We start from the raw sequence: 23,215 nt of genomic DNA on the forward strand, positions 1-23,215 counted from the left end.
TACTTACGGAAATATGCCTCTAATATTCTTTGCTTGGACCAACCTATTAACGGCTACCATGTAGGCTCCCATTCTCATAGTCGTATCATTTTCCTTCTTCTTGTCCCATACTTCATTAAACGATCTAATCATAATTTTCTCCAAGGCACGATTCACCGCTTCTTCATCCCACATCAAGGACTGTATGTTTTGCACCCATTCGAAGTAGGATACTACAACACCGCCCGCGTTGGCTAAAATATCAGGAACAACAGTTTTGTTCTTCTTTGCGAGAATCTCATCTGCCTCTACCGATGTCGGACCATTCGAACCTTCGACGATTACCGTTGCTTGAATATCATGGGCATTGAGCTCCGTTATCTGGTTTTCTAAGGCAGCAGGTACCAGAACATCACATTCTATAGTCAGCAGCTCATCATTGGTAATATGAGTCACTCCGGGGACATTGTAATCTTGGAGAACTTGCCCCCCGTTACTAGCAAGAAAGCTGCGAAGCTCATCCACCTTCAACCCGGTACTACAGTAGACGCCTCCACTGACATCGCTTACAGCCACTATTAAACAGCCTTCATTATGCAACAATTTGGCTGCCACTCCCCCAACGTTCCCCATACCTTGGATGGCTACCTTCGTGCCCATTAAGGGTATTCCCAAACGATGGAGTGTCTCCCTGGTTATTAACATAACTCCACGTCCAGTAGCTTCTTTCCTACCCAGCGAACCTCCGATTTCCACCGGTTTGCCGGTTACAACTCCGGGCACTGGATAACCCTTAAACATACTGTAAGTGTCCATAATCCAGCCCATAACCTCGGCATCCGTGTTCACGTCAGGCGCGGGAATATCCCGTTCGGGACCGATCAGCGGCAAGATCATGGCCGTATATCTTCGGGTAAGATTTTTTAGTTCAGTTTTACTCAGTTCCTTCGGATTAACTTTGACAGCACCCTTACTTCCGCCATAAGGGATATTTACAACACCGCACTTGAAAGACATCCAAGCCGCCAGAGCCTTTACTTCATCGATATCAACCTGCTGATGATACCTTAGTCCACCTTTGCACGGACCTCTCAGACTGGAATGTTGAACGCGGTAACCTTCAAAGACCCTCATCTTCCCATTATCCATCTCAACCGGGATTGCCACTTTCAATTCTCTTTCAGGGTACTTGAAAACCTCATAATCATTTTCTTCAAGACCCAATAGATTTGCCGCTTGCTCCAGTACTTTCAGCATGTTGTCATAAGGGTTGTAAGTCTTGCTCATAATACTCTTTGCCTCCACTCTCTGCATCCACTTGCTTTAACACCTGACCAATCATCTTTTGCTGACAGTTTCCATCTTCGGTCCCTCTTAAATCAACCTCTCGGCTTTGTATATTTTATGCAATATCCATGCCAGACTATAATTGGCATAATAATACGAAACGAATAATAACACTTCGGAGATAATATTTAGAACCTCAAGTTACTCATCCATGCATAAGTTAGTCATTTAATCTGAATTTCGCTTACCAATTTCTCCGTCAAACTGTTATATAACTAAAGAACACTTGGCGTAGCGCCAAGCCTTCTTTAGACTTCCCTTGCTTTTTAGGGAGACATTAACCCCCAGCTATAATAGGAAAGAACTTAACTTCATCGTTTTCTTCGAGCCTGTAATCTACATCTTGCTTAACGCTATTGACAACGACCAAGCCTAGTGATGAGTAAGGAACCCCAAGCTGCTCCACTAACTGAGCAAGGGTAAAATCCGACTTAATCTCCTGCTGATATAGACCTAGCTGACTACCATATTTAACCAGGGGTCCATAAAACCTGATCGTTATCTTCATATTCTAGCCCCCTTGGCCATGTTGCTCCATCCCTACGATTTAATTTACCCCGAGTTCTTGTAATTTCGCGTCAGTTGGTCTCCCATCACGATCCCATCCCCGCAAACTATAATATTCTGCAAGCATCTTTTCGTATTCCTCGAGGGGTAAAAGCTGGCCTTTTGTCGCTCCTGTTTTTAGGGTTTCCTTAAATATCCGCCCCGGCAGAGTATCATTATCTTTAGTAAATCCTTCCCTGACATTAAATTGCCTGGCCAAGTTTACCACCCGTTCGCCGACTTGTGAAAGTTCCTGTTCCGTCACAGTCCTCTCAAGCAAGTTAGACACAATGGTTGCCATAGTTTCCAGAGATAGTGCCCAGAAATCACATAAAATCAAGGAGAATTTCACGGCATTATAATGCTGTAACTCTATGACGAGCTGGGCTTTGCCTTCGACGGTAAAGGCATCTAAATCTCCATAAGCCTCTTGCGCTACTGGCCAGGCCCTCATATGACAAGCTCCACGGTCAGAGGTGGCATAGGCTAGTCCCATTCCCCAAGACCCCCTTGGCTCATAGCCAGGAAATTCTAGGCCTTTAACATGCATGGCAAAGTCGCTGCCGCCGTATTTTTCAGAAAGCTTCTTAACTCCCAGTCCTAAATCCACGCCAATTCCGACCTGGGCGGCAATCAACCCCGGGATCTTTAAATAGGCCTCTACATCACCAAACCGGAGGCCAAAATCTTTAATTCCCTTTTCCGTTAATTCCATAGCGAAGGCGATAACATTCCCCACAGATATGGTGTCCATGCCAAGATTGTCACACAAGTCATTGAACTCAATAATAGCTTCCAAGTCACTGATCCCGCAGTTGGAGCCTCCTAAAGCTAAAGTTTCATACTCTGGACCTTCCACCGTCGACCTGCCGGTCCTTGAATAATTGCCACACCCTAGTGCACAACTAAAACACCCCTTTTTGCCTGAACGAACCGCTTTCAGGGCATCGGAATTAATGGCTTGGTAATCGTCAAAGGTTCCCTGCTGGAAGTTTTTGGTGGGCAAAATACCTGTATCCTGGTTGAAATCCACAAGTAAAGCTGTGCCATCTGTATTAGCCCAAAGATTAGTATCCGTCAAGATGTCTGTCTGCATAAACTCTTTCATACTTGAAGCGAATTGCTTAATATTGGGCACGGAGATACTGCCACTTCCCCGCACTGCAATAGCTTTAAGGTTTTTGCTTCCCATGACCGCGCCCACTCCACCTCGGCCAGCCTGTCGGTAAAACTCTGAAGTAATACAGGACATGGTCACTAGATTTTCCCCCGCAGGTCCGATGGCCAGTGCTTTTACTTCCTGATTGATTTTTTCTCTTAAGATCAGTTCAGTTTCCTGTGCCCCCTGTCCCCAGAGTTCAGACGCGTCCCGAATTTCCACGATCTTATCCTCAATATAGAGGTAGGATGGCTTTGAGGCCTTTCCTTCTAAAATTACGGCATCATACCCTGCATACTTTAATTCCGCCGCGAAATGTCCTCCGATGGAACAATCAAGGATGGTCCCTGTTGCCGGGGATTTTGTAATTATAGCTAGTTTCCCAGAGAGAGGTATGATGGTTCCCGTGAACAGGCCTGTCATTAAAATCAACTTATTATCCGGTGACAGAGGAGCCACCCCTGGTGCAAGCTCTTCATAGAGGTATTTTAGGCCGAGGCCTTTGCCCCCTATAAAATCCACTGCCCATTGTTTATTTAACTCTTCAACCTGACTATGACCCGTTGTTAAGTTAACCCTCAATAGTTTTCCTGTGTAGCTCATCTTAGTTCCCCTCCTGGTTCATCAAGGCTTGATGGGGGCACCACTCGACACAAGCCGGTGACCCACCGCAGAGATCACAAAGAGCTATACCTTCTGCTCTGGAAGCTATAACGCTTTCAGGGCATGCTGTAATACAAATTCCACAGTTTGTACATTTATCCTGATCATAAATCAAGTGCCCGGCCTGGTGAGAAATCGCTTCGGTGGGACAAATACTGACACAGGTCAGACACATATTACAAAGGGAAGTTTTGTAATTCAAACCCGATTTAGAGTATAGGGAAATAATCTTGAGCCTTGCTAATTCAGGGTTAAAGACCTCTTCTTTTGCGACAGAGCAAGCCAATTGGCATAAGCGGCACCCAATACAGAGCTCCTCTATTAATTTTAAAACCATCGGTTTTCCTCCGTTCACTATAGCTTACGGGATTAGCACCTTGTATTAATGAGCTTTTTCACAGGGTTTACCATAAGCCTTGCTGTCGGGGTAGTAAACTATGAACAGTTCCACCGGGACAGCAAAGCAATCTGAGTTTAACATGGTTATCCAAGAAATCAGTTAAATACACCTAACTCACGAACCTGCACAAGTGCATTTTCAAATGCGACAATGACACGATCCGCTTCTTTAGAGGTGATTGTCAATGGGGGTTCTATTCTAATGGTTTTAGCGTTAATCAGCGTACCAGCTACAAGCACACCGCTATCAAACATCGCCTTCGACACCTCATAACCGATTTCATCCGATTGAAATTCAATCCCGATGAGGAGACCTTTTCCTCGAATTTCCATAACCAGCTCTGGGAACGCAGCGGCAGCATTACGAAGCTTTCCCAGCATATAGTCGCCAAGTTCAGCAGATCTGGCTGGCAAATTCTCCTCTATTAGGACATTAAAGGTTGCAATCGCTGCAGCACAGGCTAGTGGATTACCGCCAAAGGTCGTTGTATGCATGAAAGGATTCGGAAACAGGGTTTTAAAGACTTCCTCTGTCGCAACGACGGCTCCCGCCGGCATAATCCCGCCGCCAAATGCTTTGGCAAGACACAGTATATCCGGCACCACATCATCATGTTCACAACAGAACATCTTCCCAGTGCGGCCCATTCCGGTCTGGACTTCATCAAAGATAAGCAGTGCTCCAAATTGATCACAAAGTTCACGAACTTGTTTCAAATAACCCTCCGGCGGTAAAATAACCCCGCCTTCCCCTTGAATCGGTTCAAGAATTACTCCAGCCACATCTTCACCGACCAGAGCACAACACTCCATGGTCTTTCTCATCATCTCAAGATCACCAAAGGGAACGTGGCGAAAGCCGGGGATCATTGGTAGGAAGGGTTTACGGAAAACGCCCTTAGCCGTTGCAGACAGTGAACCTAAACTTTTACCGTGAAAAGCGCGAGTTGTAGAAATAAAGGTCCTTCGATCGCTGTACATCTTAGCAAGTTTAAGGGAACACTCGATGGTTTCAGTTCCGCTATTCGTGAAGAAGCAGTATTTTAATTCCCCCGGTGTAATATCTGCCAGGATCTTGGCTAACATGGCCCGTAAAGGATCTAATAAATCTTGACTATGCAAGGCTTGGCGGTTTAATTGATTCGTTACAGCTGCCATCACCTTGGGATGACGATGTCCCACATTATAAATTCCAAAACCGCCCAAGCAATCGATATACTCTTTTCCATTCACATCCATAAAGCAGTTTAACCCCGAATCTTTCCATTCTACGGCGGCAAACTGTTTATCCTTAGTGACACTCTTGCGATATTCTAAAAAACCAGGGTTGACATGATCTCTAAAACCTTGGACAGTTTCCCGGGTGACCCATTCCGCTTCATCCTTTGTAATGTCTAGTTTGCTAATTAAGTCAAGGACTTTATTAGAATACTCATAGACATCGGCGTACTTATCTTTCAAGTCTTCTTTGTTTTGCGGTGTAGTATCTGTCATAATAGTTCCTCCTAGATTCGTTATGTTTGAGACATCTAGATGCAAATGTTATGCCAATAAGGAGGCTGAGGAGTCTCAACCAGATATATTGGATTCGTTAAAGTCAAATTCCGGAGGTTTGCTGCGGAATAGGTTTGTTAAGTAGGCTAGATAGAGAACTCCTAATGCCAACCAAACTAGACCAAGGGTAAGTGAACTAGTCTCCAGATTCCACCAGAGAATTCCTACGAAAAGCGCTCCGATGATGGGAAATAGCAGGTAACTAAAGAAGCCTGTGAAGGTCTTATGCATTTTCTTCCGGAGGGTATAATGAGCAATAACTGATAAATTGACAAAGGTAAAGGCGGTTAAAGCACCAAAGTTAATAAGCGCTACAACAATTGCCAAATCAAGAAAAATGGCCAGTAAGGCAATACAACCGATTAAAAGTACATTTAAAGAAGGGGTTCCCCATCGTATATTTACATAGCCAAAAAACTTTTTGGGGAAGACGTTATCTCTGCCCATTACATAGAGAAGACGAGCTACACTGGCATGTGAGGTTACACCTGAGGCAAGTACGCCAGTAAGTGTAGCAGCCAAGAAAAATATCTGGAATAGTCGCCCTCCTACCATCATGGCAATTTCTGGTGATGCAGCCTCAAAATCTTGAAATCTTGATATATCCGGAAAGAATGCTTGAATGAAGTAGGACTGGGTAATAAATAAAATTCCGCCAATTAAGGCCACAAGAAAAATCGCCCGGGGAATCGTCTTAGTCGGTTCAGGAGTTTCTTCCGAAAGGGTAGTAACCGCATCAAAACCTAAGAATGAGAAACATAGAATTGTCGCTCCGGCCAGTAATATGCTCATATCCATATCAGGGGAAATGAAGGGTTGAAGAGTAAATACCTGACCATATCCTTCCCCTGCCATGAGTCCCTGGATATCTAAATACGTAAATATACACATAATCAAAATCTGACACCCAACCAGGATTGTGCTAAAATTGGCAATGAAATTTACAGTAAACAAGTTAATTCCAGTCATGACTAACGTAAACACCAGAACCCAAAGCCAGGTTGGAACATCAGGAAATAATGCCGAGAGGTATATACCTGCTAACAAGGAATTTACCATGGGTAAGAAGAGATAATCGAGTAATACGGACCAACCCACCAGAAATCCTAAGTGTTTACTGATGGTCTTTTGTGTATAGGTATAGGCAGACCCGGCTTGTGGAAATGCTTTGACCATCTTTCCATAGCTTGCCGCCGTGAAGAGCATAGCAATTAAGGCTAAGAGATAACTAGTGGGAACATGTCCGCTTGTAACTTCAGATACAATCCCGAAGGTATCGAATACAACCATGGGTGTCATGTAGGCTACCCCGATAAGAACAACTTGCCAAAGTTTTAACGTACGTTTTAGTTTACCTATGTTTTCCATTTATCATCCTCCTAGTGTATTTTGTATTATTTGTGCAATTCATTGAATATTTTGACTATTTGGGGCAAAAAAATTTGTTCTCCCTTCTTATAGTTTTACAAAGCTCTTCCCTCCTTAACTAAACACTAAGCAAAATACATGCCAGTAAATATGGTAAATATTTATTAGTATACATTTTGCCTAATAATTATGCAGAATAATGTTCTAGGTTTATCGGGCCAGCCAGTTAACAGGGAGTCCAAAAATTTAATTCCCTGGTTTTCCAGAATAAAAGATCTTTACTTGTTTTAATAATTTAAATTGTTCAATAAATTTGAATTTTGTGTTATATTTATGAGGAAAATTATTCACCCATGCATAAGTTAGTTATTTTCGTATAGAAGGAGCTCTTTTCGATGGATTTACGAACATTTTTACGCGATCCAATCTTTGTAGATGGGACGACAGGTCTAAATGAACTCTCCAAACGCCTAAATAAAGAAGATCACCCTTTTGTTTTTACTGAGAAGGATGGAAATATATATCCGTTAAAAAGTTTTAATTTCCTCATCGAGAGGCAAGAACCCTACGAGAGAACCATCGAAAAATCCGTGAGTGAACCACCCCTTAAGATAATCTCCTATGCTGATTTAACAGTTCATGTCCTTGACGTACTCGCCGAATTAGTGACACTAGTCAGATATGAGGAAAGTTTAAAGTATATCTTAAGAGAAGATTTTTTATTGACAATGATGTCCACAGGTGCGAACAGTGAAATTGCCTGGTTACGCAGCCTCTTTGCGTCGATTCCCCGCGGTCTGATGGTGGTCGATATCAACTATGCAGTAGTGAATAGCAATGCAGAAGCACACCGCATGTTACGAATTTCGGAAGCTGATCTATCCACTCTGCGTATGCAGGATATTCTCGGCTTGAACAACTTTCAATACGTGTACAACACCCAAACGTCTTTACTGAATCAATTTATTACGACTCCCTCAAGTCAAGCCGCAATATTAGTGGATTTTGTGCCGTTAGTGATGTACCAAGTGGTCACCGGATTTGCATTAGTTTTGCAGGATCTCCCCACAGTTGAAGGCATAGCCATGGAATTGGATTCTGTAAAGCTGATCAATAACGACCTCGAGGCAATTCTATCAACCATCTACGACGAAATCATCGTCGTTGATGCCCGGGGCAAACTCTTACGTGCCAGTGATCATTACATAACCTCCCAATGGAATCGCCCGCCTAACACCTTAATTGGGCACCAACTTTTAAAACTAAAAAAAGCGGATGAATTACTCCATAAAGTAGTTCGAGAAGTACAAAAGAAAAAACGAAAAGTCTCTCTGATGCAAAACGATAGTGAATCTCACCGTCTGTCTGTAGGCAATCCAATCTTTCACAAGTCCGGTGACATAGAGCGTATCGTAATTACTTCACGTGATCTTACGGAAGTATCCCGTCTCCAGACAGAACTGGAACAAACGCGCAAACAAAGCGAGAACTATCGTGAAGAATTAGAACGAATGCGTGAGCGTGTTACTCAAGCTCAAGGAATACTGCCGATTTATACCAGTCAACAAATGCATGAGGTGATGCAAGAAGTCGAACGGGTGGCCCAATTCTCTGCTACGGTTTTATTAAGCGGTGAATCCGGGGTTGGCAAAGAAATTATTGCTAATGCCATCCACTCTCTGAGTGAGCGAAGAAAAGAACCACTGATTAAAATAAACTGTGCTGCTATTCCAGAATCTTTACTCGAAAGTGAATTGTTCGGTTACGAACGAGGTGCGTTTTCTGGCGCTAATCAACATGGTAAAACTGGCCTGATTATCAAAGCCCATAAAGGTTGCCTTTTCCTTGACGAAATTTCTGAGATGCCCCTTGTTATCCAGGGTAAACTATTACGGGCCATTCAGGAACGAGAGGTTTATCCCGTTGGAGCAACCCAACCCCTTAAATTTGATATTCAAATTATTGTATCCACTAACCGCCCTTTAGCTGAACTTGTAGCTCAAGGCAAATTCCGCGAGGATTTATTTTATCGGATTAATGTTTTCCCAATCGAAATTCCAGCTCTGCGCGAGCGCAAAGAGGATATTACCCTGTTGGCTAACTTTTTCTTACTACAATTTAATCAACTCTATCAATGCAATCTTCGCTTCTCGAGTTCAGCCTATGATTTATTGGAAGCTTACCCCTTCCCGGGGAACGTACGAGAGCTACAGAATCTAATCCAACGAATTGCAATAAAAAACGATGGAGATGAGATTAGTGCGCTAAACGTTGAACGCGTCTTAATGAAACTCGACCCTATAGCGACCAGACAAACGGGACGATTTAATCAAATAATTCCCTTGGATCAAGCTTTTAGCCAGGTTGAAACAGAACTGATTAACCTGGCTATGAAGCAGTACCATTCCACCACGAAAGCAGCTAAGGCACTTGGGGTTAGCCAATCTACTATTAGTCGTAAATATCGACAAATCGTTAATAAAACCGGAAAGCAACAACTATAAAACGGGGGCTATCAAATTTAAAGTGGTCCCCATTTCAAGGACATTTTGAAAAAGGGGCATTATAAAATCAAGATATTTCATATACACTCCGGATAAGGAGGAGATATTGACAAAAGCACTGGTTGTTGCATCCCTGCGGATACAATTTCCGGTGCTTTTATTCAAAACTCATATCTTTATATCTTATGGAAAAGTTAATGAAATCATTAGATATCTTCAAGAAATATATGTGCAGTTCGCAAGTGCCTAACTATGTAAGGCGCTACTGTGATAACCTTGATGAATTCAAATGGCAGTGGTTTTATAACCAAATGATAGAACCGATGGAATTCGTGGCTGATACGGATTATCTGTTTCATGTTTTAAAATGGATTCTAAAGTACGATTTCGACGACCTTGGATATGCGGTCTATTTCCAGACCATCCTGAATCCTGAAATGTTGCCGGAACCACTCATCAAGGATTAATGGCGTACAATCCTTGAGAATAAGATATCAGGAACGCTTTCATAATGATATATCTGAAATGCACTAAGACAAGAATGACTCTTTAGGTAGTGTAAATTGTAACTTTGTTTGGTAATACTATAAATGGCTCTTATCTGCCAGGGGGATAGGGCTCTGCTGGAGAGCAACCCGAGCACCTGACAGGGTTCTGCCAGGAGATGGTTGGGGGATTTTTATCCCCTACATTTCCGCTTATCTCCTGGGAGAACAAAAGCGATAAACTCACGGGGCTAAGCCCTGTTTTTCTTTTATATAGCAAGTTCGAGCTTTAATCAATTGGAAGATGGCATTGGGGTCATACTTTGATGGGATAGTCACCGGTGCTGATATATTCTGCATACTCCCAGACCGCGCATGGCTCCGGTGCTAGGCTTGTTTGTATAGACGCTTCTTCCCCGGAACCGAACGTTAGGCACTTTGTAGGGCAGATGTAACATAGAGGCGGTGTAGAACATCACTACAATACCCCAGCCAGCGTAAGCGCCTTTATCCAAGGTGTTATCAAAATCTACGGCTTGGAGATAACCATCCTTATCCAGGCCCATTTTAACCTTCATATGGCAGGGATGCCGACCTTTATTGGTATAGAATACTTCTTGGCGAAAAACACCTCTATTCCCCAGCCTCGGTAGATTGTTAAACCCCTTAGTGTAATAACGTAAAACACTAAGGGGTTAGTCTTTTAATTTATCAGTCTGTTTCCTAATGTATACAATTCTAAACAAGGTCCCATTTCTGTTTTATAACATTTCTCATTAATAAGCATAAATGTGCCTGCTGGCTCAACTTTAACTATACTTCCATCATTCATGGTCAGCCTGAATTGTACCAACTGTCTATTCCCTTCTTTGCCCCTATCATCCTCTTTATAAATAACAACAGAATTTAAGGCATCTACGAGTACTTGAATTTGAAATTCATCCTCAATTTCTGCTGTCTTTCTAGGCGGATCGACAAATAGACTGACATCAACAATGTCATTTCTAGTTAAATCTTTAAATGGCCATTTACCGATACCATTTCCATATATCAGGTAAGCAAAGATCATTATCAAAAAAATAATTACTGTCTTTTTCATACTAAGATTCCTCTTTCAATAGATTCGATTATCACTTCCTATTGACTAAAAATTGTTAAGAAAGTATAGCCCTCAAAAGGCCTAATACTTGATACTCCATACCGTACCGTTTACTTGAATTTCCCAGTTGTAATATATGTTCTACATTTTACATACATTTCCTTTTGAATAGAGCAATAATATTTCCAAATATATACCAAATCCCGGAACCTTCCCTTATCTAAAATGCCAGTCCCAAAATCGAATACGCATTCGATTTTGGGACTGGCATGGCGACAGCGCTGATTAATTGTCTTTACTGAAACCGTGGTATTATGTTGACACTCGCTCTTTCGAGTTTACGAATTTACGGGACACAAGGGGACGGTTCTTCCGTGTCAATGTCTAAGTCTTTCGACAATGTGGATTGGAAAGCCCGTGATCCTACATATTTGTCGCAAACTTAATCCACTTTTTTGTGGTATCAAGGTATCTCTGAAAATCATCTTCTTCGTGAAAAATATCCTGCTGGCCGATTCCCCATACTATAACATGGTAGATTCCTGTTTCACTCTTCTTTCTTGGCTTTCTGGGCATTCATTCATGCCCCTTCTCCCCAATGCATTTTAATTTGACACAAGAGAACCGTCCCCATGTGCCCGCATGTGCCCCCCCCATGTGCCCCCCCCATGTGACCCCCCATGTGACCCCCGGAACGGAGGACTATCCCCAGGAGATTCTCGAGAGCCTAACCCAGGCGGTTGAGCGGACCATAGTTCTACAGGCTGTGAAACTCGCAGAGCAACTGGGCAATATCCGAACCCACAATATTGTACTCCTAGGTGTGCTGGTCAAGGCTCTAGGCCTAGAACAGCTCGATTGGGTTCAAGTGATGAAGGACCTTATCCCGGAAAAGGTCCTTGAGGCCAATGTGAAGGCATTTAAGACCGGATTAGCCGTCTAACATCCCGCTGTCCAGTCCAGGTTTAAAGGGAGTGTCGCAAACTACTTCATAAGTAGTTTTGCAACACTCCCTTTATCAATAAAGTTCAATTATCCCATTTTAATTCAGAGTTGCAAGTATTTGAAAAATCTCCTCATTATCTGGTTGGCTCTCGATTGGGTGAACATCAATAAATTGTATCTTACCCTCTTTGTCGATGATGAATAAAGCCCTTTCTGCAATACCAGGAATAGGATCTCCCTCACGAAATACTCCATAATTCTTTGCTACTTCTCCATGGGGATAGAAATCTGAACATAATGGATAGCTTATGCCACCTATGGATTTCTGCCAGGCCTCATGGCTAGGGATACTGTCTACACTTATACCCAAAACTTGGGTATTGAGCGCTTCGAAACGAGATAGTTCTTTCTCGTAGGAAGGCAATTGGGAACTTCAGACTGGAGTCCAATTAAGAGGATAGAAAGCTAAGAAAACATTTTTCTTTCCCTTGAAATCACTTAGAGAAATAGTGCGTTCTCCATGCGCTTTAAGTGTGAAGGAAGGGGCTACGTCTGTCACCTTTAAGGTTTTTGTTTCTGTCGCACCCTGTGGCATTATCCTTTTCACTCCTTATGTTTGTTTTGTAATATACTTAATTATTATTTGAAATTCGACTTTTCTTTATACATTTTTATCAGCGTTACTAAACTGTTTCTAAAACCAAAGGGGTGCTTCTTTCAACGAAAGGGCTCAAAATGAAAAAAGCACCGCTTCAAACGATGCTTTATCTACACTCATTTTGACGCTCATTAATTAAATTGGAAGATAAGTTTAAATGATCATACAAAAACATGTCTCCCCACTCTACCCCCTAAGTCCACGGAAACATATCCATTTCCACAGAAATCACAACATATAGTGTTCGAACACGAAGGGTTCGAGTCCCCTCGCCTCTACTGTCTAATGACTCAATCTTTGATACAAATTAACGATGCACCCACTCTTTTTTCAAAGGGGGTGCATTTGCCTTTAGGGGGGTGCAAAATTGAAAAGGGGGTGCATTTTAATTAAGAACAGTTTCTGATAGACTGTAAATCCTTTATTCAAGATCATAGAAATTCATTTTGAATTTATGGTCTCAAATCTTTTGGCATTTAGATTTCGCGGCTCTATTCCTTCAGACGTACATGGAATCTTGTACATTCTTACTACAAAGTCAAATTCATCAGGAGGTAATTTTATATTTACTAATCGTCTTTTACCTAATCTGCGATCAATCATCGCAAGTCCCTTGATAATCATATTGCTTGATTGAAGCGCCTCGTCAAATGGGATAGATAAATACTCTTGAAGATAATTTTCGACATCGCCCAAATAGTAAAATCCTCTGTTTTTAAGTATTTCTTCTGCTTGGTCGTATACGTCAAGATTCGCATTCTCATCACGATTAGAGAGTAATTCCTTTCTGACTTCTTGCCATTCCCTTAGCCATAGTAATTTAGATATTGAGAAAATATCCTTTTTATCAAGGCTAATCCAAAAGCGACTTTCTGGTTCACGCTTGTTGTTGGAGCGATAGTTCGTCAGGTTTAGACTAATACGTCCTATGTAGCGTAGCACAGATATTACTTTCAAGCTGTATTGGCACTATCAACCGAATGCTGCCTTTCTTAGAACTAGTGTCACTGTGGGTTTAAGAATAACTGGAAGTTCGAGATATTATAATGAGGATTTGCTAATTAGGTTTTTAGCGAAGGTTTTTGTAAAACCTCGAGATTTAGAAGTTAATTTGGTCTATAAGAACTTGTCCTTTTAACTGATAGAGTTTAGTAAATAGATAAATTGGACTTTGAAACGAATGGCAAATATTGTATTCGAGATTGTTTTGCCTGGATGTACAAGCTTGTCATGATAGTTAGTCTATGTTATTAGATCAATTTTGCTCATAAGCATCCCACCTTTTTGTAATCCAACCTAAGACAATTCCGTATATTGTAATACTGATCCAAATTTGAAAAGACAGTTAGCGAAGAGACCGTATCTAACGTTTCTATGTGGTAAGGTTCTAATGATTAAGAGAAAAAACCAGATTATTAGGCCATAGCCCAGCTCTTCCTAAATAACTTCCACCTTGTTTTCGAACTACAATGATAACAAAGATTGCTCCTAAAAATCCATTCCAAATTAAAAAACTTCCAAATGCCGCGATAAAATCCAAAATGTCTTTGGTGACTTCCCTAATATAAGTTGACTCAATGATTGGATCCATGTTTGTTGAGCAATGATAGGCGGTAGTGAATGGTAATCCTTTGCCGAATACACACACCTGTGAACACAGGGTTTCCGTGAGTTTGGGCTTACCAGCAAGTATTATCGTGAAGGGAGAAAACGAATCGGTTTGGTAGTTAAGAACTAAACGGAGTTCGCTTAACATCGGTACATCTAGCTCTTGGCTTTCATCAATGATTACGAGGGGTTTAACCCCTTTCTGATGCCATTCAGCACAAATTCCGTCCAATAACTAATCGTCTCATGGCAGTCTTTACAATAGGCCTGAAGGATCTCTAGCTTTACTTCGTGAAGGTGATCAGGTAAAAATTTGCGCTCCCAATGCTTATTCCAAGAGGGCTTATGCCTTGATTATTGTATTAGAATCTAGTAAAACTCGTTCATATCCGTTTCTTCAATACTTCTAAGGGATAAAAGGTTCCTCGCCATTTGATACCGCCTCGGTTAATAATCTTCACCATTGAGTTTAGCATTGCTCCAAGAAACAACAACGCAGATAATGGATGAAGTAAAAAATACCCACGGGAAATATCCATGAGCTTTGATAAGTGATTATAGGCAACAAACAAACTGAGGACAGATATCCCACATAGAACCCTCGCCGATAGTGGGCCAAAGAACAGACCAGCAAAAGGATAAACATTAGTAATCAAGCTATAGATGCATAAACCTACTACGGCTGATACCCTATAGTTCATAGATGAAAATTGGTTTTTTTCAAAGCCCCTAAGAATATCAAAAAGGTTCTCATACCATTTCACCATGATAAAACCTTTGCCTGAACATGCTAAACCTTGTTTATATCCCTTCTCAACAACTTGCTTCCCAAACGACATGTCATCAAGAGGATGTAAAGCAATCGCTTCATACCCGCCAATTTCCTGATATACGGATGTTTTTACTAAGTTAAATGCACCCAATCCCACCTTACGGGTAACCATTGCGATACTGAAAAATGTTAACCCAAAATATGCTAGAAAAGCGCGGTAGAAAATATCTCCGTAAAAAACATCTGGAACGATTGTTAGGTGGTCCAGCGAACGTTCTAATGCATAACTAACCGTTTTTTTCAAACTTCTCGGTGAAAACATTACATCTGCATCGGTAAGAAGCAACCACTCTCCCGTAGTATGTTTCACGCCTTGGTCGATAGCATGGTTTTTGCCTAACCAATTTGAAGGCAAATCATAAATAGTTACCACCTTAAGTTGCGGGAATTCAACCACAAGCTTCTCTAAAATTGCCCCAGTGTTATCGGTTGAGCGGTCATTCACAATAACCACCTCTAAATTTGGGTAATCTTGAGTGATTAACTGTCTAACTGTCAGTTCAATACATTCCTCTTCATTACAGGCTGGAACTATCACCGATAGTGTAGGATAAATTGCTTCTTCATTCAAACAATCAGTTACCTCAAAAAGACGTATCGTTTTCATATATCTGAGCCATAACACGACTGAGATTACCCCGTATAATGCCAAAATCGAAGCAATTGTCAAAAGAAGAACATTCATATTTTTTCTCCCTCGATTAGAATCTAGTAAAACTCGTTCACTATATCCGTTTCTTTAATACTTCTAAGGGATAGAAGGTTCCTCGCCATTCGGTACCACCATGGCTTAGAGTCTTAACGACAGAGTTTATTCCTGCTCCAATGCAAAGTAACGCTGATATGGGGTGAATTAGAAAAAAACTAGGTGAGATATAGAAGAGTTTGGACAAGTAATTATAGGTTGCAAACAAACTGAGGACAGTAATACCACATAGGGCTCTTGCCCAAATTGGCCCTAAAAATAAACCCACGAATGGGTACACTCCTACTATTAGTGCATATAACCATAAGAGCGCTATTCCGAATTCACTATATTTTGCAACTGCGAACTGATTCTTTTCAAGGCCTTTGAGCATGGTAAATAGGTTATCATACCATTTTACAGTAATAAAGCCTTTGCCCGACACACCGTAACCCTATTTGTATCCCTTATCTACCACTGAGGTTCCTAATGACATGTCATCAATTACCTGCATGGGTATTGCTTCGTATCCACCAATTGCTTGGTAGACAGATTTTTTCACTAAGTTAAATGCACCTACTCCAACCTTGTTAGTAATCATTGCAACTGAGATAAACGCAAGGCTAAAGTAAGCTAGAAAAGCACGGTGGAGAACACTTCCATAGTATAAATCAGGCACAATTGCTAGATGATCAAGGTTTTTTTCCATCGCATACCTAATGGTTACCTTTAAGCTGCTAGAGGAGAACATAACATCAGCATCTGTAAAGAGCAACCACTCGCCTGTCGCTTCTTTCTCACCCCGATAAACAGCATGGTTTTTACCTAACCAGTTAGGAGGCAAATCAGAAATAGTTACAACTTTTAGCTGTGGATACTCAACTTTCAATTTCTCCAAAAGTAGCGCAGTGTTATCAGTTGATCGGTCAATCACCACAATTACCTCTAAATGAGGATAATAATTCATCAGCCGTCGAACTGCTTCTCCAATAGATTTTTCCTCATTACAGGCTGGAATTATTACAGATAAAGGTGGATATATTGTCCCATCATTTGAACCAATGATTTCACGAAATATCGGCATCTTTTTCAAATATCTGAGTAAAAGCACGGCTGTACTTACTCCCAAAAAGACAGAAATTAAGGACAATACCGAAAAAAACATTCATAGTCTTACCCCTCCCTCTATTTAGCCTCTATCTTTGAATAAGACAGTGAAAACACTCCTGAGGATAATACCTAGTTCAATTTATACTCTTTTAATGTATTTGATATTTGGATACTTATTACTTTCCCTTAAATAGTATGTTTCTTCAGCTCTTCTAAAGAATAAACTGTCCCCCGCCATTTGAGACCGCCCCTACTTAGAATCTTGACCATCGAGTTTAATACCGCCCAAAAGTACAGTATCGCTGATAAAGGATGAATTAAAACATACCTTAATGACACAACGGTGTACTTCTTCAAATGATAATAAATAGCTGCTAATATAATGATGGAAAACCCACACATTGCTCTCGCCCATTCGGATCCAAGGAACATTCCCGCGTATGGATAAACATGGAGAAAAAGGATGAACCAACAATATGCTAAAGTGGGCAGAACTTTATAATTAGTACTTGCAAATTGATTTTTCTCAATACCTTTTAGCATGGCACCTAGGTTATCAAATAATTTTACTGATATTAAGCCTTTACTAAACCCGAAACCCTGTTTGTATCCCTTCATCACAACTAATTTACCTAAAGAAACGTCATCAACAGGTTGCATTGCTATTCTCTCGTAACCGCCAATTTCTTGATATGTAGATCTTTTTATTAGGTTAAAAGCACCGATTCCAGCGCTCTTACTAATTAGGTAAAAACCAGTAACAACCATAACAAAAAAGGAGATAAAACCGCCGTAGAAAAAACCTTTGTAGGTTATATCAGGAGTGATTGTTAAGTGATCAAGCTTGTTTTCCATCGAGTACTTTACGGTTTTCTTTAGACTTCCAGGGGAGAACATAACATCGGCATCTGTAAAAAGTAGCCACTCACCTGTTGCCTCTTTTACTCCTTGATAAACAGCATGGTTTTTACCTAACCAATTGGGGGGTAAATCTGAAATATTTACAACTTTCAATTGTGGATATATAATCTTAAGTTCATCAAGAATCACTCTTGTGCGATCTGTAGAACGATCATTAACGACAATCACTTCAAAACTAGGATAATCTTGGTTGAGTAATTGACTAATCGCCTTTCCGATTGACTCTTCTTCATTACAAGCTGGGATTACCACAGATAAGGAAGGATAAATGATACCTTTTTCGGAACAACTATTACCACTAAAAATTGGTTTTGGATTCAAATAACTAAAGAACATTGAGCCCATAAGTATCCAGGTGGCAAGATTGATAAAGGCCAAAACTATAAAAAGTGTATTCATAACGTTCTCCTCTCCAAATATACAATTATAAACTTTGTGTAATCACCTCTAATTAATTAATTTTTATTACATTTCTATGATATTTTTCCAAATCCCTTTTTCTACCTTTGATTAAGAGATTTTATTTCCAAAAAAAATCAAAACAACCCCCGCGTTTACGATTCCTCAAACCTTTTAACGATGCCTATACCTTTTAACGAAAGGTATAATTCTCCCTCCAGGGGGGTGCATCTTTTAACGATAAGGGTGCAAAAGTAGAAAAAGCACCGCCTTAAACGATGCTCAATCTTCCTCAAATCGAGTAAGAGGCGGAGTTTCTCCGCCGTCTTCTCACACCACCGTACGTACCGTTCGGTATACGGCGGTTCATCAAATGTTGCGAACTTCAAGATATCGGTCCATGAGGCTGATTAATCCGAGCTTTTGCCAGTAGTCCTTGGTTAGGACGGAATTCAAAAGTAAAGATGCAGACCATGGGCCTTTTCTTGTATTTTAATAGGCAAGGGCCATCCATTCCGGCGCACCATGCGCCCAAAACTTTCGTATTCTTGTCTTAACCCGTTTCCATTGTTTCCACACACACATTCTCAGGCGATGGCGTATCCATTCGTCTATTGTTGCCAGGATATTCTTAGCATTGGCTAGAGCATAATAGCCTATCCACCCCATCAGATATCGTGACAATTGCTTAACCCTTTCTTCTAAAGGAATCGGGTAATTTCGTTGGGTTAATTCCCGGATTTTATTCTTTAAGCGTTCAATGGTTTTAGGCGCTAGACGAATGCCTATTTGCTTTCCTGGTGGAGGCGAGGGGAATTGCACCCCTGTATCGAAGAGCGACCACAAAAGCGTCTACGCGTGTGTCCTTTAATTTAAGCTTCGCCAGTCTTGACTCCTAAAGGCCAGGATTCAGTTCAGGCTAGCTCGACTTAGCTAATGTCTCCGAGCATTGACATTGAGCGTCCTACTTAATTGACACTCTGACCCTTCATCGTAGGTTCTGAAGGCAGAATGCTAGCAGCACTTAGGCCGCTAGGGCGTAATTGTTTTCGTTAACTATTTTTGTCCACCGTTTAACGAGACCAGGTGGAATCTCGACGCGCAACTGAGATAGTAATTCATATTTGTTCCATATCTCCTGAATATCTAGAAATCACTTCTCCTCTTTAGTCGTGTGATTAACTGTTTAATGGACAAGGGCATACAATATATTAAGGGAAACTCACTCAAACTATAAAAAGGATGGGTCACTATGTATGTTTATTGCTTTTCTAACGAAATAGATGGCACCCTTACTTGTTATTATCCAGATGAAGTATGCACCTATTACCCTGATGGCACAGTTGAATGTTATCCTAGGAACTTCGTGTTTCCATGGATTGCTCCAATAGTAGCTCTAGTATTCATAACGATGTTGCTGGTTAGTATTTATTATTTGTTAGGCGCGAACTAAACGTATAGCCAGTATGATAACAAATCCCTTGTATGGTAATTTTTTCAGAAACTCTCCTTGCAGATCTGTTAATACTAAGCTCTCCATTTGGAATTGCGATTACCCCCGATGGTTCACGAGCTTTTGTGACGAATCTTACTAATAATACCGTTACGGTGCTCGATACGGCTATTAATGCTATCATTGCAACCCTGCCGGCAGGAGGCGGTCCTCATGGAATTTTAAATTGAACCTTTATGTGGGTACTGTTGTTTTAACCTAAATAAAGGCCTCTGGACTATCTTACTCCAGAGGCCTTGTTGTTTTGGACATATTCAGCAAAATAAACTTACAATGAAGTTACACCAACGTGCCCTGTCACGCTAAAAGAGCTATATTTTCATTCGCCCTCAAAGTAAAAGTGATTTTTAGGGAACTATTGCAAATTATGATCTAAAGACAATTAAGCTACTTCTAAATCACATGGCTTGTAGTCTAAGAAATAATACAATCTCAAAGATCATTTATCTTCAATAACTCCTTGAGGAGGTTCACGTTGTTGATGATGTTTTGGTCATTGGATCGATAAGTCTGAGCGATCTTATTGTGACGGTAAGATAGTTCGTATTCCCCCATCTGGTAATAGCAAAGACCAAGCTGCAAATGAGGCAACCACGTGCGACTGGCGTGGTTCTGGATGGCCCATAGGTTGTTCGGCGCAGGTAACTCGGTGGCGAGTTTGTACCAGAACGCAGCTTGAGAAAATTTTCCTTTTTCCAGAAAATAATAGCCTAACCGACAACAAAACTCCGAACGAGGAGTATCATATTCCATAGACTTGAAGATATACTCCCGTTCTTTTGTTCGACCCCAAGGTGATAATAACAATCTGCCAGTTTACTGCACACATAGATACGGTCTTCCGTCGAAATATCCTCCATGTCCATAAATTGAAGATATAGCTCTGTAGCTTTTAGATACGACCGATGCTGATAGAGTTCCATTGCGTAGTGCAGCGTATCTTGTGGAGTGAGATCCTTGCCTTGGGCCAAAAGGTTTTCGTAAATTTTCAAATTTCGGTCAGGATCGGAAGAACCATGGTTTTTCCTATGTGTCACTACGATATCGCTGTCATAAAATGTTCCGTCTTTGATCGCTAGATCTTCATGGACGGCACCTTTCCACTGATAGTTTCTTGCTCGTTTCACCAGTCTTGTACGCCGAACATTCAACGTAACATTACCGTAGTCATCAAAGTCACAGTGATACCGCATGGATACAGCATCCAACTCAGGAGACATGTATTGCTTCAAATAGGTTAGTTTCTGGCGGTCTTCGGGCAACATGACATCATCGGCATCAAACCACAGGATGTAATCCATAGTGGCCTTGGCGAAGGAGAAGTTCCGCGCAGCCGCAAAATCGTCAATCCAAGCAAAGTCGAGGACGTGTGTGGTCCACTTGCCAGCGACTTCCTTGGTTCGGTCTGTCGATCCCGTATCCACAATTATATTTCCTCCACGACGTCACAAACCGATTGTAAGCATCGCTGAAGGGTATCCTCTTCGTTTTTCACAATCATACATAAAGTGATGGTAATCATTTGGTCACCTCTCAGGATTTCATTTACATCTATATTGCATAAGCTTCATTATCAACTTATAACGTGATTATAAAAAGGGCAGTAACTACAATGCAGAAGGCTGAGCTGCTGTCCCATTTCCGGTAATGACCAAGACTGTGTCTCGTTACCAATTAAATTACGCTCCTAAGGATTTACACCTACACCTCTCGGACTAGTCCCTACCGTAACGGTCGCTATGACTGCATTGGAAAGACCACTAATAACAGAAACATTGTTACTATTTTGATTTGATACATAAATTTCGTTCGTTAAAAAATCCACACCTACTCCGACTGGGGCAGAACCTACCGGAACAGTGGCTATTACGCTATTAGTTCCCCCGTCAATAACCGAGACATTGTTCGTACCATTGTTAGCCACGTAAATTCGGTTCGTTGTTGGATTTATGCCTACAAGTTGCGGCAAAGAACCTACTGGAACAGTGGCAATGACACTATTAGAAGGTCCATCAATGACCGAGACATTGGCACTACCTTGGTTTGATACATAAATCCCGTTCCTTAAGGGATCCACTCCAACCCCTACTGGGTTAACACCTACTGTAACCGTGGCTATGATGCTATTGGTACCCCCGTCGATGACTGACACATTATTAATATTAGGGTTTGCCACGTAAATTCGATTCGTTGTTGGATTTACACCTACGTCTCTCGGGCTAGTCCCTAACGTAACAGTAGCCACTACGGTATTGGTAACTCCATCAATGACAGAGACACTACCGGAAACGTTTGTCACGTAAATTCGGTTAGTTACCGGATTTACACCTACTTCGAATGGGGTAGAACCTACCGGAACAGTGGCTATTACGCTATTAGTTCCCCCATCAATAACCGAGACATTGTTCGTACCATTGTTAGCCACGTAAATTCGGTTCGTTGTTGGATTTACACCTACTCCGAATGGGGCAGAACCTACCGGAACAGTGGCTATTACGCTATTGATACTCCCGTCAACGACCGAGACATTGTTACTAGTATTGTTGGCTACGTATATTAGGTTAACCGCGGTAGGAATCGTCGCTCCAGTTGCTCCTGTTGCTCCTGTGGCCCCTGTTGCTCCTGTTGTCCCTGTTGCTCCTGTTGCTCCTGTGGCCCCTGTTGCTCCTGTGGCCCCTGTTGCTCCTGTTGCTCCTGTGATTCCACTGGGCCCTATTGGATCAAGTTCTGCAGGCACCAAGCGATGAGCCGCTACTAAATTTCCTGCAGCATCTTTTCCCCAGGCGGAGATCTCTATAGCATCAGAGCTGGTTATAAATTGAAAATCAAATTCATCAAACTGGGCGAAATAGATTCTTTCTGCTACCTCCCCTGGAGCCATAACAAACAGCTCCGAAACATATAGTGTCTTCGTCGTCCCTGTCACGAAAAACCCTTCAATTTGAATGGTCGCAGCAATTGTGTCGTCATTTGTGATTTTTACCGTGAATGTGGATGTTGGTCTTACACCTCCAACTGGTGTGTTTTCGATTAATCCGGTAGTTAATAAAGCCATAGCCTAGTCTCCTTACCTTATTTTAATTTATAAAAAAGTGTCAACTATGCTCATTTAGAATAATCACTACGGTTAATGATTTGGCGTGGCGTCATTTGTATTAATATACTTTATTTTACATGTCCTATTTTTGTTACACTATTACTCTAGCTAGTCGTTCATTAATGGCGTAAACAAATAAACCTGCTCATTCTAATTTAGTTGAGAAAGTTCCACAGTTGTAAGCGGTCAAGTAAAATGATCGTTTTTTGGCCACAAATTGATCGGTTTTTGACCGCCTCCATCTCTTAGATCTATAGGGGTATTACAAAATAGATTTTCTGTATTTAAGTCGGTATCCTTCTCCAGTCATGTTGAAAATCTCACATTTGTAGATCAATCTATCC

At 41.4% G+C, this 23,215-nt stretch carries 24 protein-coding genes and 1 other RNA gene; 4 read left to right on the plus strand and 21 right to left on the minus strand.

What is annotated here, in order from left to right; all coding sequences use genetic code 11:
* Nucleotides 1-3: 3 nt before the first annotated feature.
* From HGJ98_RS06930 to HGJ98_RS06955, 6 genes are all read right to left on the minus strand, one after another.
* Nucleotides 4-1,266 carry a Glu/Leu/Phe/Val dehydrogenase gene (locus HGJ98_RS06930; RefSeq protein ID WP_291350331.1) on the minus strand — a complete coding sequence of 421 codons (1,263 nt, stop codon included), beginning with the start codon at nucleotides 1,264-1,266 and terminating at the stop codon, nucleotides 4-6.
* A gap of 337 nt (nucleotides 1,267-1,603) precedes the next feature.
* Nucleotides 1,604-1,834, minus strand: a complete 231-nt coding sequence (locus HGJ98_RS06935; RefSeq protein ID WP_291350332.1) for a MoaD/ThiS family protein — start codon at nucleotides 1,832-1,834, stop codon at nucleotides 1,604-1,606.
* A 39-nt stretch (nucleotides 1,835-1,873) separates the two neighbouring features.
* On the minus strand, nucleotides 1,874-3,634 hold the full coding sequence (locus HGJ98_RS06940) for an aldehyde ferredoxin oxidoreductase family protein (RefSeq protein WP_291350333.1): 1,761 nt from the start codon (nucleotides 3,632-3,634) through the stop codon (nucleotides 1,874-1,876).
* Between the two features lies 1 nt (nucleotide 3,635).
* Nucleotides 3,636-4,031, minus strand: a complete 396-nt coding sequence (locus HGJ98_RS06945; protein ID WP_291350334.1) for a 4Fe-4S binding protein — start codon at nucleotides 4,029-4,031, stop codon at nucleotides 3,636-3,638.
* 158 nt (nucleotides 4,032-4,189) lie between these two features.
* On the minus strand, nucleotides 4,190-5,587 hold the full coding sequence (locus HGJ98_RS06950) for a putrescine aminotransferase (protein WP_291350335.1): 1,398 nt from the start codon (nucleotides 5,585-5,587) through the stop codon (nucleotides 4,190-4,192).
* A 75-nt stretch (nucleotides 5,588-5,662) separates the two neighbouring features.
* Entirely contained in the window at nucleotides 5,663-7,015 is a 1,353-nt protein-coding gene (locus HGJ98_RS06955) for an APC family permease (protein WP_291350336.1), read from the minus strand.
* Between the two features lie 395 nt (nucleotides 7,016-7,410).
* Here HGJ98_RS06955 and HGJ98_RS06960 point away from each other — a divergent pair, with 395 nt between their 5' ends.
* Both HGJ98_RS06960 and HGJ98_RS06965 read left to right on the plus strand, forming a co-directional pair.
* The gene (locus HGJ98_RS06960; RefSeq protein ID WP_291350337.1) at nucleotides 7,411-9,519 is read left to right on the plus strand and encodes a sigma 54-interacting transcriptional regulator; all 2,109 of its coding nucleotides are present in this window, start codon (nucleotides 7,411-7,413) and stop codon (nucleotides 9,517-9,519) included.
* 185 nt (nucleotides 9,520-9,704) lie between these two features.
* Nucleotides 9,705-9,986: a hypothetical protein gene (locus tag HGJ98_RS06965; RefSeq protein WP_291350338.1), complete on the plus strand. Its 282-nt coding sequence runs from the start codon at nucleotides 9,705-9,707 to the stop codon at nucleotides 9,984-9,986.
* 353 nt (nucleotides 9,987-10,339) lie between these two features.
* Here HGJ98_RS06965 and HGJ98_RS06970 read toward each other — a convergent pair whose 3' ends face one another.
* The 3 genes from HGJ98_RS06970 to HGJ98_RS06980 form a co-directional block, all read right to left on the minus strand.
* Nucleotides 10,340-10,648 carry a molybdopterin cofactor-binding domain-containing protein gene (locus tag HGJ98_RS06970; RefSeq protein ID WP_291350350.1) on the minus strand — a complete coding sequence of 103 codons (309 nt, stop codon included), beginning with the start codon at nucleotides 10,646-10,648 and terminating at the stop codon, nucleotides 10,340-10,342.
* A gap of 59 nt (nucleotides 10,649-10,707) precedes the next feature.
* On the minus strand, nucleotides 10,708-11,103 hold the full coding sequence (locus HGJ98_RS06975; RefSeq protein WP_291350339.1) for a hypothetical protein: 396 nt from the start codon (nucleotides 11,101-11,103) through the stop codon (nucleotides 10,708-10,710).
* A gap of 423 nt (nucleotides 11,104-11,526) precedes the next feature.
* Entirely contained in the window at nucleotides 11,527-11,679 is a 153-nt protein-coding gene (locus HGJ98_RS06980; protein WP_291350340.1) for a hypothetical protein, read from the minus strand.
* A 22-nt stretch (nucleotides 11,680-11,701) separates the two neighbouring features.
* Here HGJ98_RS06980 and HGJ98_RS06985 point away from each other — a divergent pair, with 22 nt between their 5' ends.
* Entirely contained in the window at nucleotides 11,702-12,046 is a 345-nt protein-coding gene (locus HGJ98_RS06985) for a 2-oxoacid:acceptor oxidoreductase family protein (protein ID WP_291350341.1), read from the plus strand.
* Nucleotides 12,047-12,145: 99 nt separating this feature from the next.
* On the opposite strand, the gene HGJ98_RS06990 is transcribed toward HGJ98_RS06985, so the two are convergent.
* The 9 genes from HGJ98_RS06990 to ssrA form a co-directional block, all read right to left on the minus strand.
* Complete coding sequence (locus HGJ98_RS06990) at nucleotides 12,146-12,643, minus strand: redoxin domain-containing protein (protein ID WP_291350342.1); 498 nt, start codon at nucleotides 12,641-12,643, stop codon at nucleotides 12,146-12,148.
* A gap of 504 nt (nucleotides 12,644-13,147) precedes the next feature.
* Complete coding sequence (locus HGJ98_RS06995; RefSeq protein ID WP_291350343.1) at nucleotides 13,148-13,663, minus strand: hypothetical protein; 516 nt, start codon at nucleotides 13,661-13,663, stop codon at nucleotides 13,148-13,150.
* 430 nt (nucleotides 13,664-14,093) lie between these two features.
* Nucleotides 14,094-14,546, minus strand: coding sequence for an AAA family ATPase (locus tag HGJ98_RS07000; protein WP_291350344.1), 453 nt, complete (start codon nucleotides 14,544-14,546; stop codon nucleotides 14,094-14,096).
* Nucleotides 14,547-14,697: 151 nt separating this feature from the next.
* The gene (locus HGJ98_RS07005) at nucleotides 14,698-15,831 is read right to left on the minus strand and encodes a glycosyltransferase family 2 protein (protein WP_291350345.1); all 1,134 of its coding nucleotides are present in this window, start codon (nucleotides 15,829-15,831) and stop codon (nucleotides 14,698-14,700) included.
* A gap of 40 nt (nucleotides 15,832-15,871) precedes the next feature.
* Nucleotides 15,872-16,120 (minus strand): hypothetical protein, encoded by a 249-nt coding sequence (locus HGJ98_RS22365; protein WP_367142686.1) that lies wholly within the window; start codon nucleotides 16,118-16,120, stop codon nucleotides 15,872-15,874.
* A 165-nt stretch (nucleotides 16,121-16,285) separates the two neighbouring features.
* Nucleotides 16,286-16,981, minus strand: a complete 696-nt coding sequence (locus HGJ98_RS22370; RefSeq protein ID WP_367142687.1) for a glycosyltransferase family 2 protein — start codon at nucleotides 16,979-16,981, stop codon at nucleotides 16,286-16,288.
* Nucleotides 16,982-17,127: 146 nt separating this feature from the next.
* Nucleotides 17,128-18,261, minus strand: a complete 1,134-nt coding sequence (locus tag HGJ98_RS07015) for a glycosyltransferase (protein ID WP_291350346.1) — start codon at nucleotides 18,259-18,261, stop codon at nucleotides 17,128-17,130.
* Between the two features lie 492 nt (nucleotides 18,262-18,753).
* Nucleotides 18,754-19,107: a group II intron maturase-specific domain-containing protein gene (locus tag HGJ98_RS07020; protein ID WP_291350347.1), complete on the minus strand. Its 354-nt coding sequence runs from the start codon at nucleotides 19,105-19,107 to the stop codon at nucleotides 18,754-18,756.
* Nucleotides 19,060-19,400: a transfer-messenger RNA gene (ssrA, locus tag HGJ98_RS07025) on the minus strand. The genes HGJ98_RS07020 and ssrA overlap by 48 nt, the downstream gene beginning before the upstream one ends.
* Nucleotides 19,401-19,746: 346 nt before the next feature.
* On the opposite strand from ssrA, the gene HGJ98_RS07030 reads away from it, so the two are divergent.
* Nucleotides 19,747-19,944 (plus strand): hypothetical protein, encoded by a 198-nt coding sequence (locus tag HGJ98_RS07030; protein ID WP_291350348.1) that lies wholly within the window; start codon nucleotides 19,747-19,749, stop codon nucleotides 19,942-19,944.
* Nucleotides 19,945-20,206: 262 nt separating this feature from the next.
* Here the strand turns inward: HGJ98_RS07030 and HGJ98_RS22375 are convergent, their stop codons facing one another.
* From HGJ98_RS22375 to HGJ98_RS07040, 3 genes are all read right to left on the minus strand, one after another.
* Entirely contained in the window at nucleotides 20,207-20,527 is a 321-nt protein-coding gene (locus HGJ98_RS22375) for a hypothetical protein (RefSeq protein WP_367142688.1), read from the minus strand.
* Nucleotides 20,485-21,198: a glycosyltransferase gene (locus HGJ98_RS07035; protein ID WP_367142689.1), complete on the minus strand. Its 714-nt coding sequence runs from the start codon at nucleotides 21,196-21,198 to the stop codon at nucleotides 20,485-20,487. Before HGJ98_RS07035 ends, HGJ98_RS22375 begins: the two co-directional genes overlap by 43 nt.
* Before the next feature lie 263 nt (nucleotides 21,199-21,461).
* A complete protein-coding gene (locus tag HGJ98_RS07040; protein ID WP_291350349.1) occupies nucleotides 21,462-22,829 on the minus strand; it encodes a YncE family protein in 1,368 nt (455 codons plus the stop codon).
* Between the last annotated feature and the right edge of the window lie 386 nt (nucleotides 22,830-23,215).

It is taken from the genome of Desulfosporosinus sp. (genome assembly GCF_014237355.1).
GTDB lineage: Bacteria > Bacillota > Desulfitobacteriia > Desulfitobacteriales > Desulfitobacteriaceae > Desulfosporosinus.

Bases quoted from the DNA above. Each gene is read 5' to 3' on its own strand.
- HGJ98_RS06930 (WP_291350331.1), bottom strand. From the start codon at position 1,266: ATGAGCAAGACTTACAACCCTTATGACAACATGCTGAAAGTACTGGAG.
- HGJ98_RS06935 (WP_291350332.1), bottom strand. From the start codon at position 1,834: ATGAAGATAACGATCAGGTTTTATGGACCCCTGGTTAAATATGGTAGT.
- HGJ98_RS06940 (WP_291350333.1), bottom strand. From the start codon at position 3,634: ATGAGCTACACAGGAAAACTATTGAGGGTTAACTTAACAACGGGTCAT.
- HGJ98_RS06945 (WP_291350334.1), bottom strand. From the start codon at position 4,031: ATGGTTTTAAAATTAATAGAGGAGCTCTGTATTGGGTGCCGCTTATGC.
- HGJ98_RS06950 (WP_291350335.1), bottom strand. From the start codon at position 5,587: ATGACAGATACTACACCGCAAAACAAAGAAGACTTGAAAGATAAGTAC.
- HGJ98_RS06955 (WP_291350336.1), bottom strand. From the start codon at position 7,015: ATGGAAAACATAGGTAAACTAAAACGTACGTTAAAACTTTGGCAAGTT.
- HGJ98_RS06960 (WP_291350337.1), top strand. From the start codon at position 7,411: ATGGATTTACGAACATTTTTACGCGATCCAATCTTTGTAGATGGGACG.
- HGJ98_RS06965 (WP_291350338.1), top strand. From the start codon at position 9,705: ATGGAAAAGTTAATGAAATCATTAGATATCTTCAAGAAATATATGTGC.
- HGJ98_RS06975 (WP_291350339.1), bottom strand. From the start codon at position 11,103: ATGAAAAAGACAGTAATTATTTTTTTGATAATGATCTTTGCTTACCTG.
- HGJ98_RS06980 (WP_291350340.1), bottom strand. From the start codon at position 11,679: ATGCCCAGAAAGCCAAGAAAGAAGAGTGAAACAGGAATCTACCATGTT.
- HGJ98_RS06985 (WP_291350341.1), top strand. From the start codon at position 11,702: ATGCATTTTAATTTGACACAAGAGAACCGTCCCCATGTGCCCGCATGT.
- HGJ98_RS07005 (WP_291350345.1), bottom strand. From the start codon at position 15,831: ATGAATGTTCTTCTTTTGACAATTGCTTCGATTTTGGCATTATACGGG.
- HGJ98_RS07015 (WP_291350346.1), bottom strand. From the start codon at position 18,261: ATGAATACACTTTTTATAGTTTTGGCCTTTATCAATCTTGCCACCTGG.
- HGJ98_RS07030 (WP_291350348.1), top strand. From the start codon at position 19,747: ATGGTAATTTTTTCAGAAACTCTCCTTGCAGATCTGTTAATACTAAGC.
- HGJ98_RS22375 (WP_367142688.1), bottom strand. From the start codon at position 20,527: ATGGAATATGATACTCCTCGTTCGGAGTTTTGTTGTCGGTTAGGCTAT.
- HGJ98_RS07040 (WP_291350349.1), bottom strand. From the start codon at position 22,829: ATGGCTTTATTAACTACCGGATTAATCGAAAACACACCAGTTGGAGGT.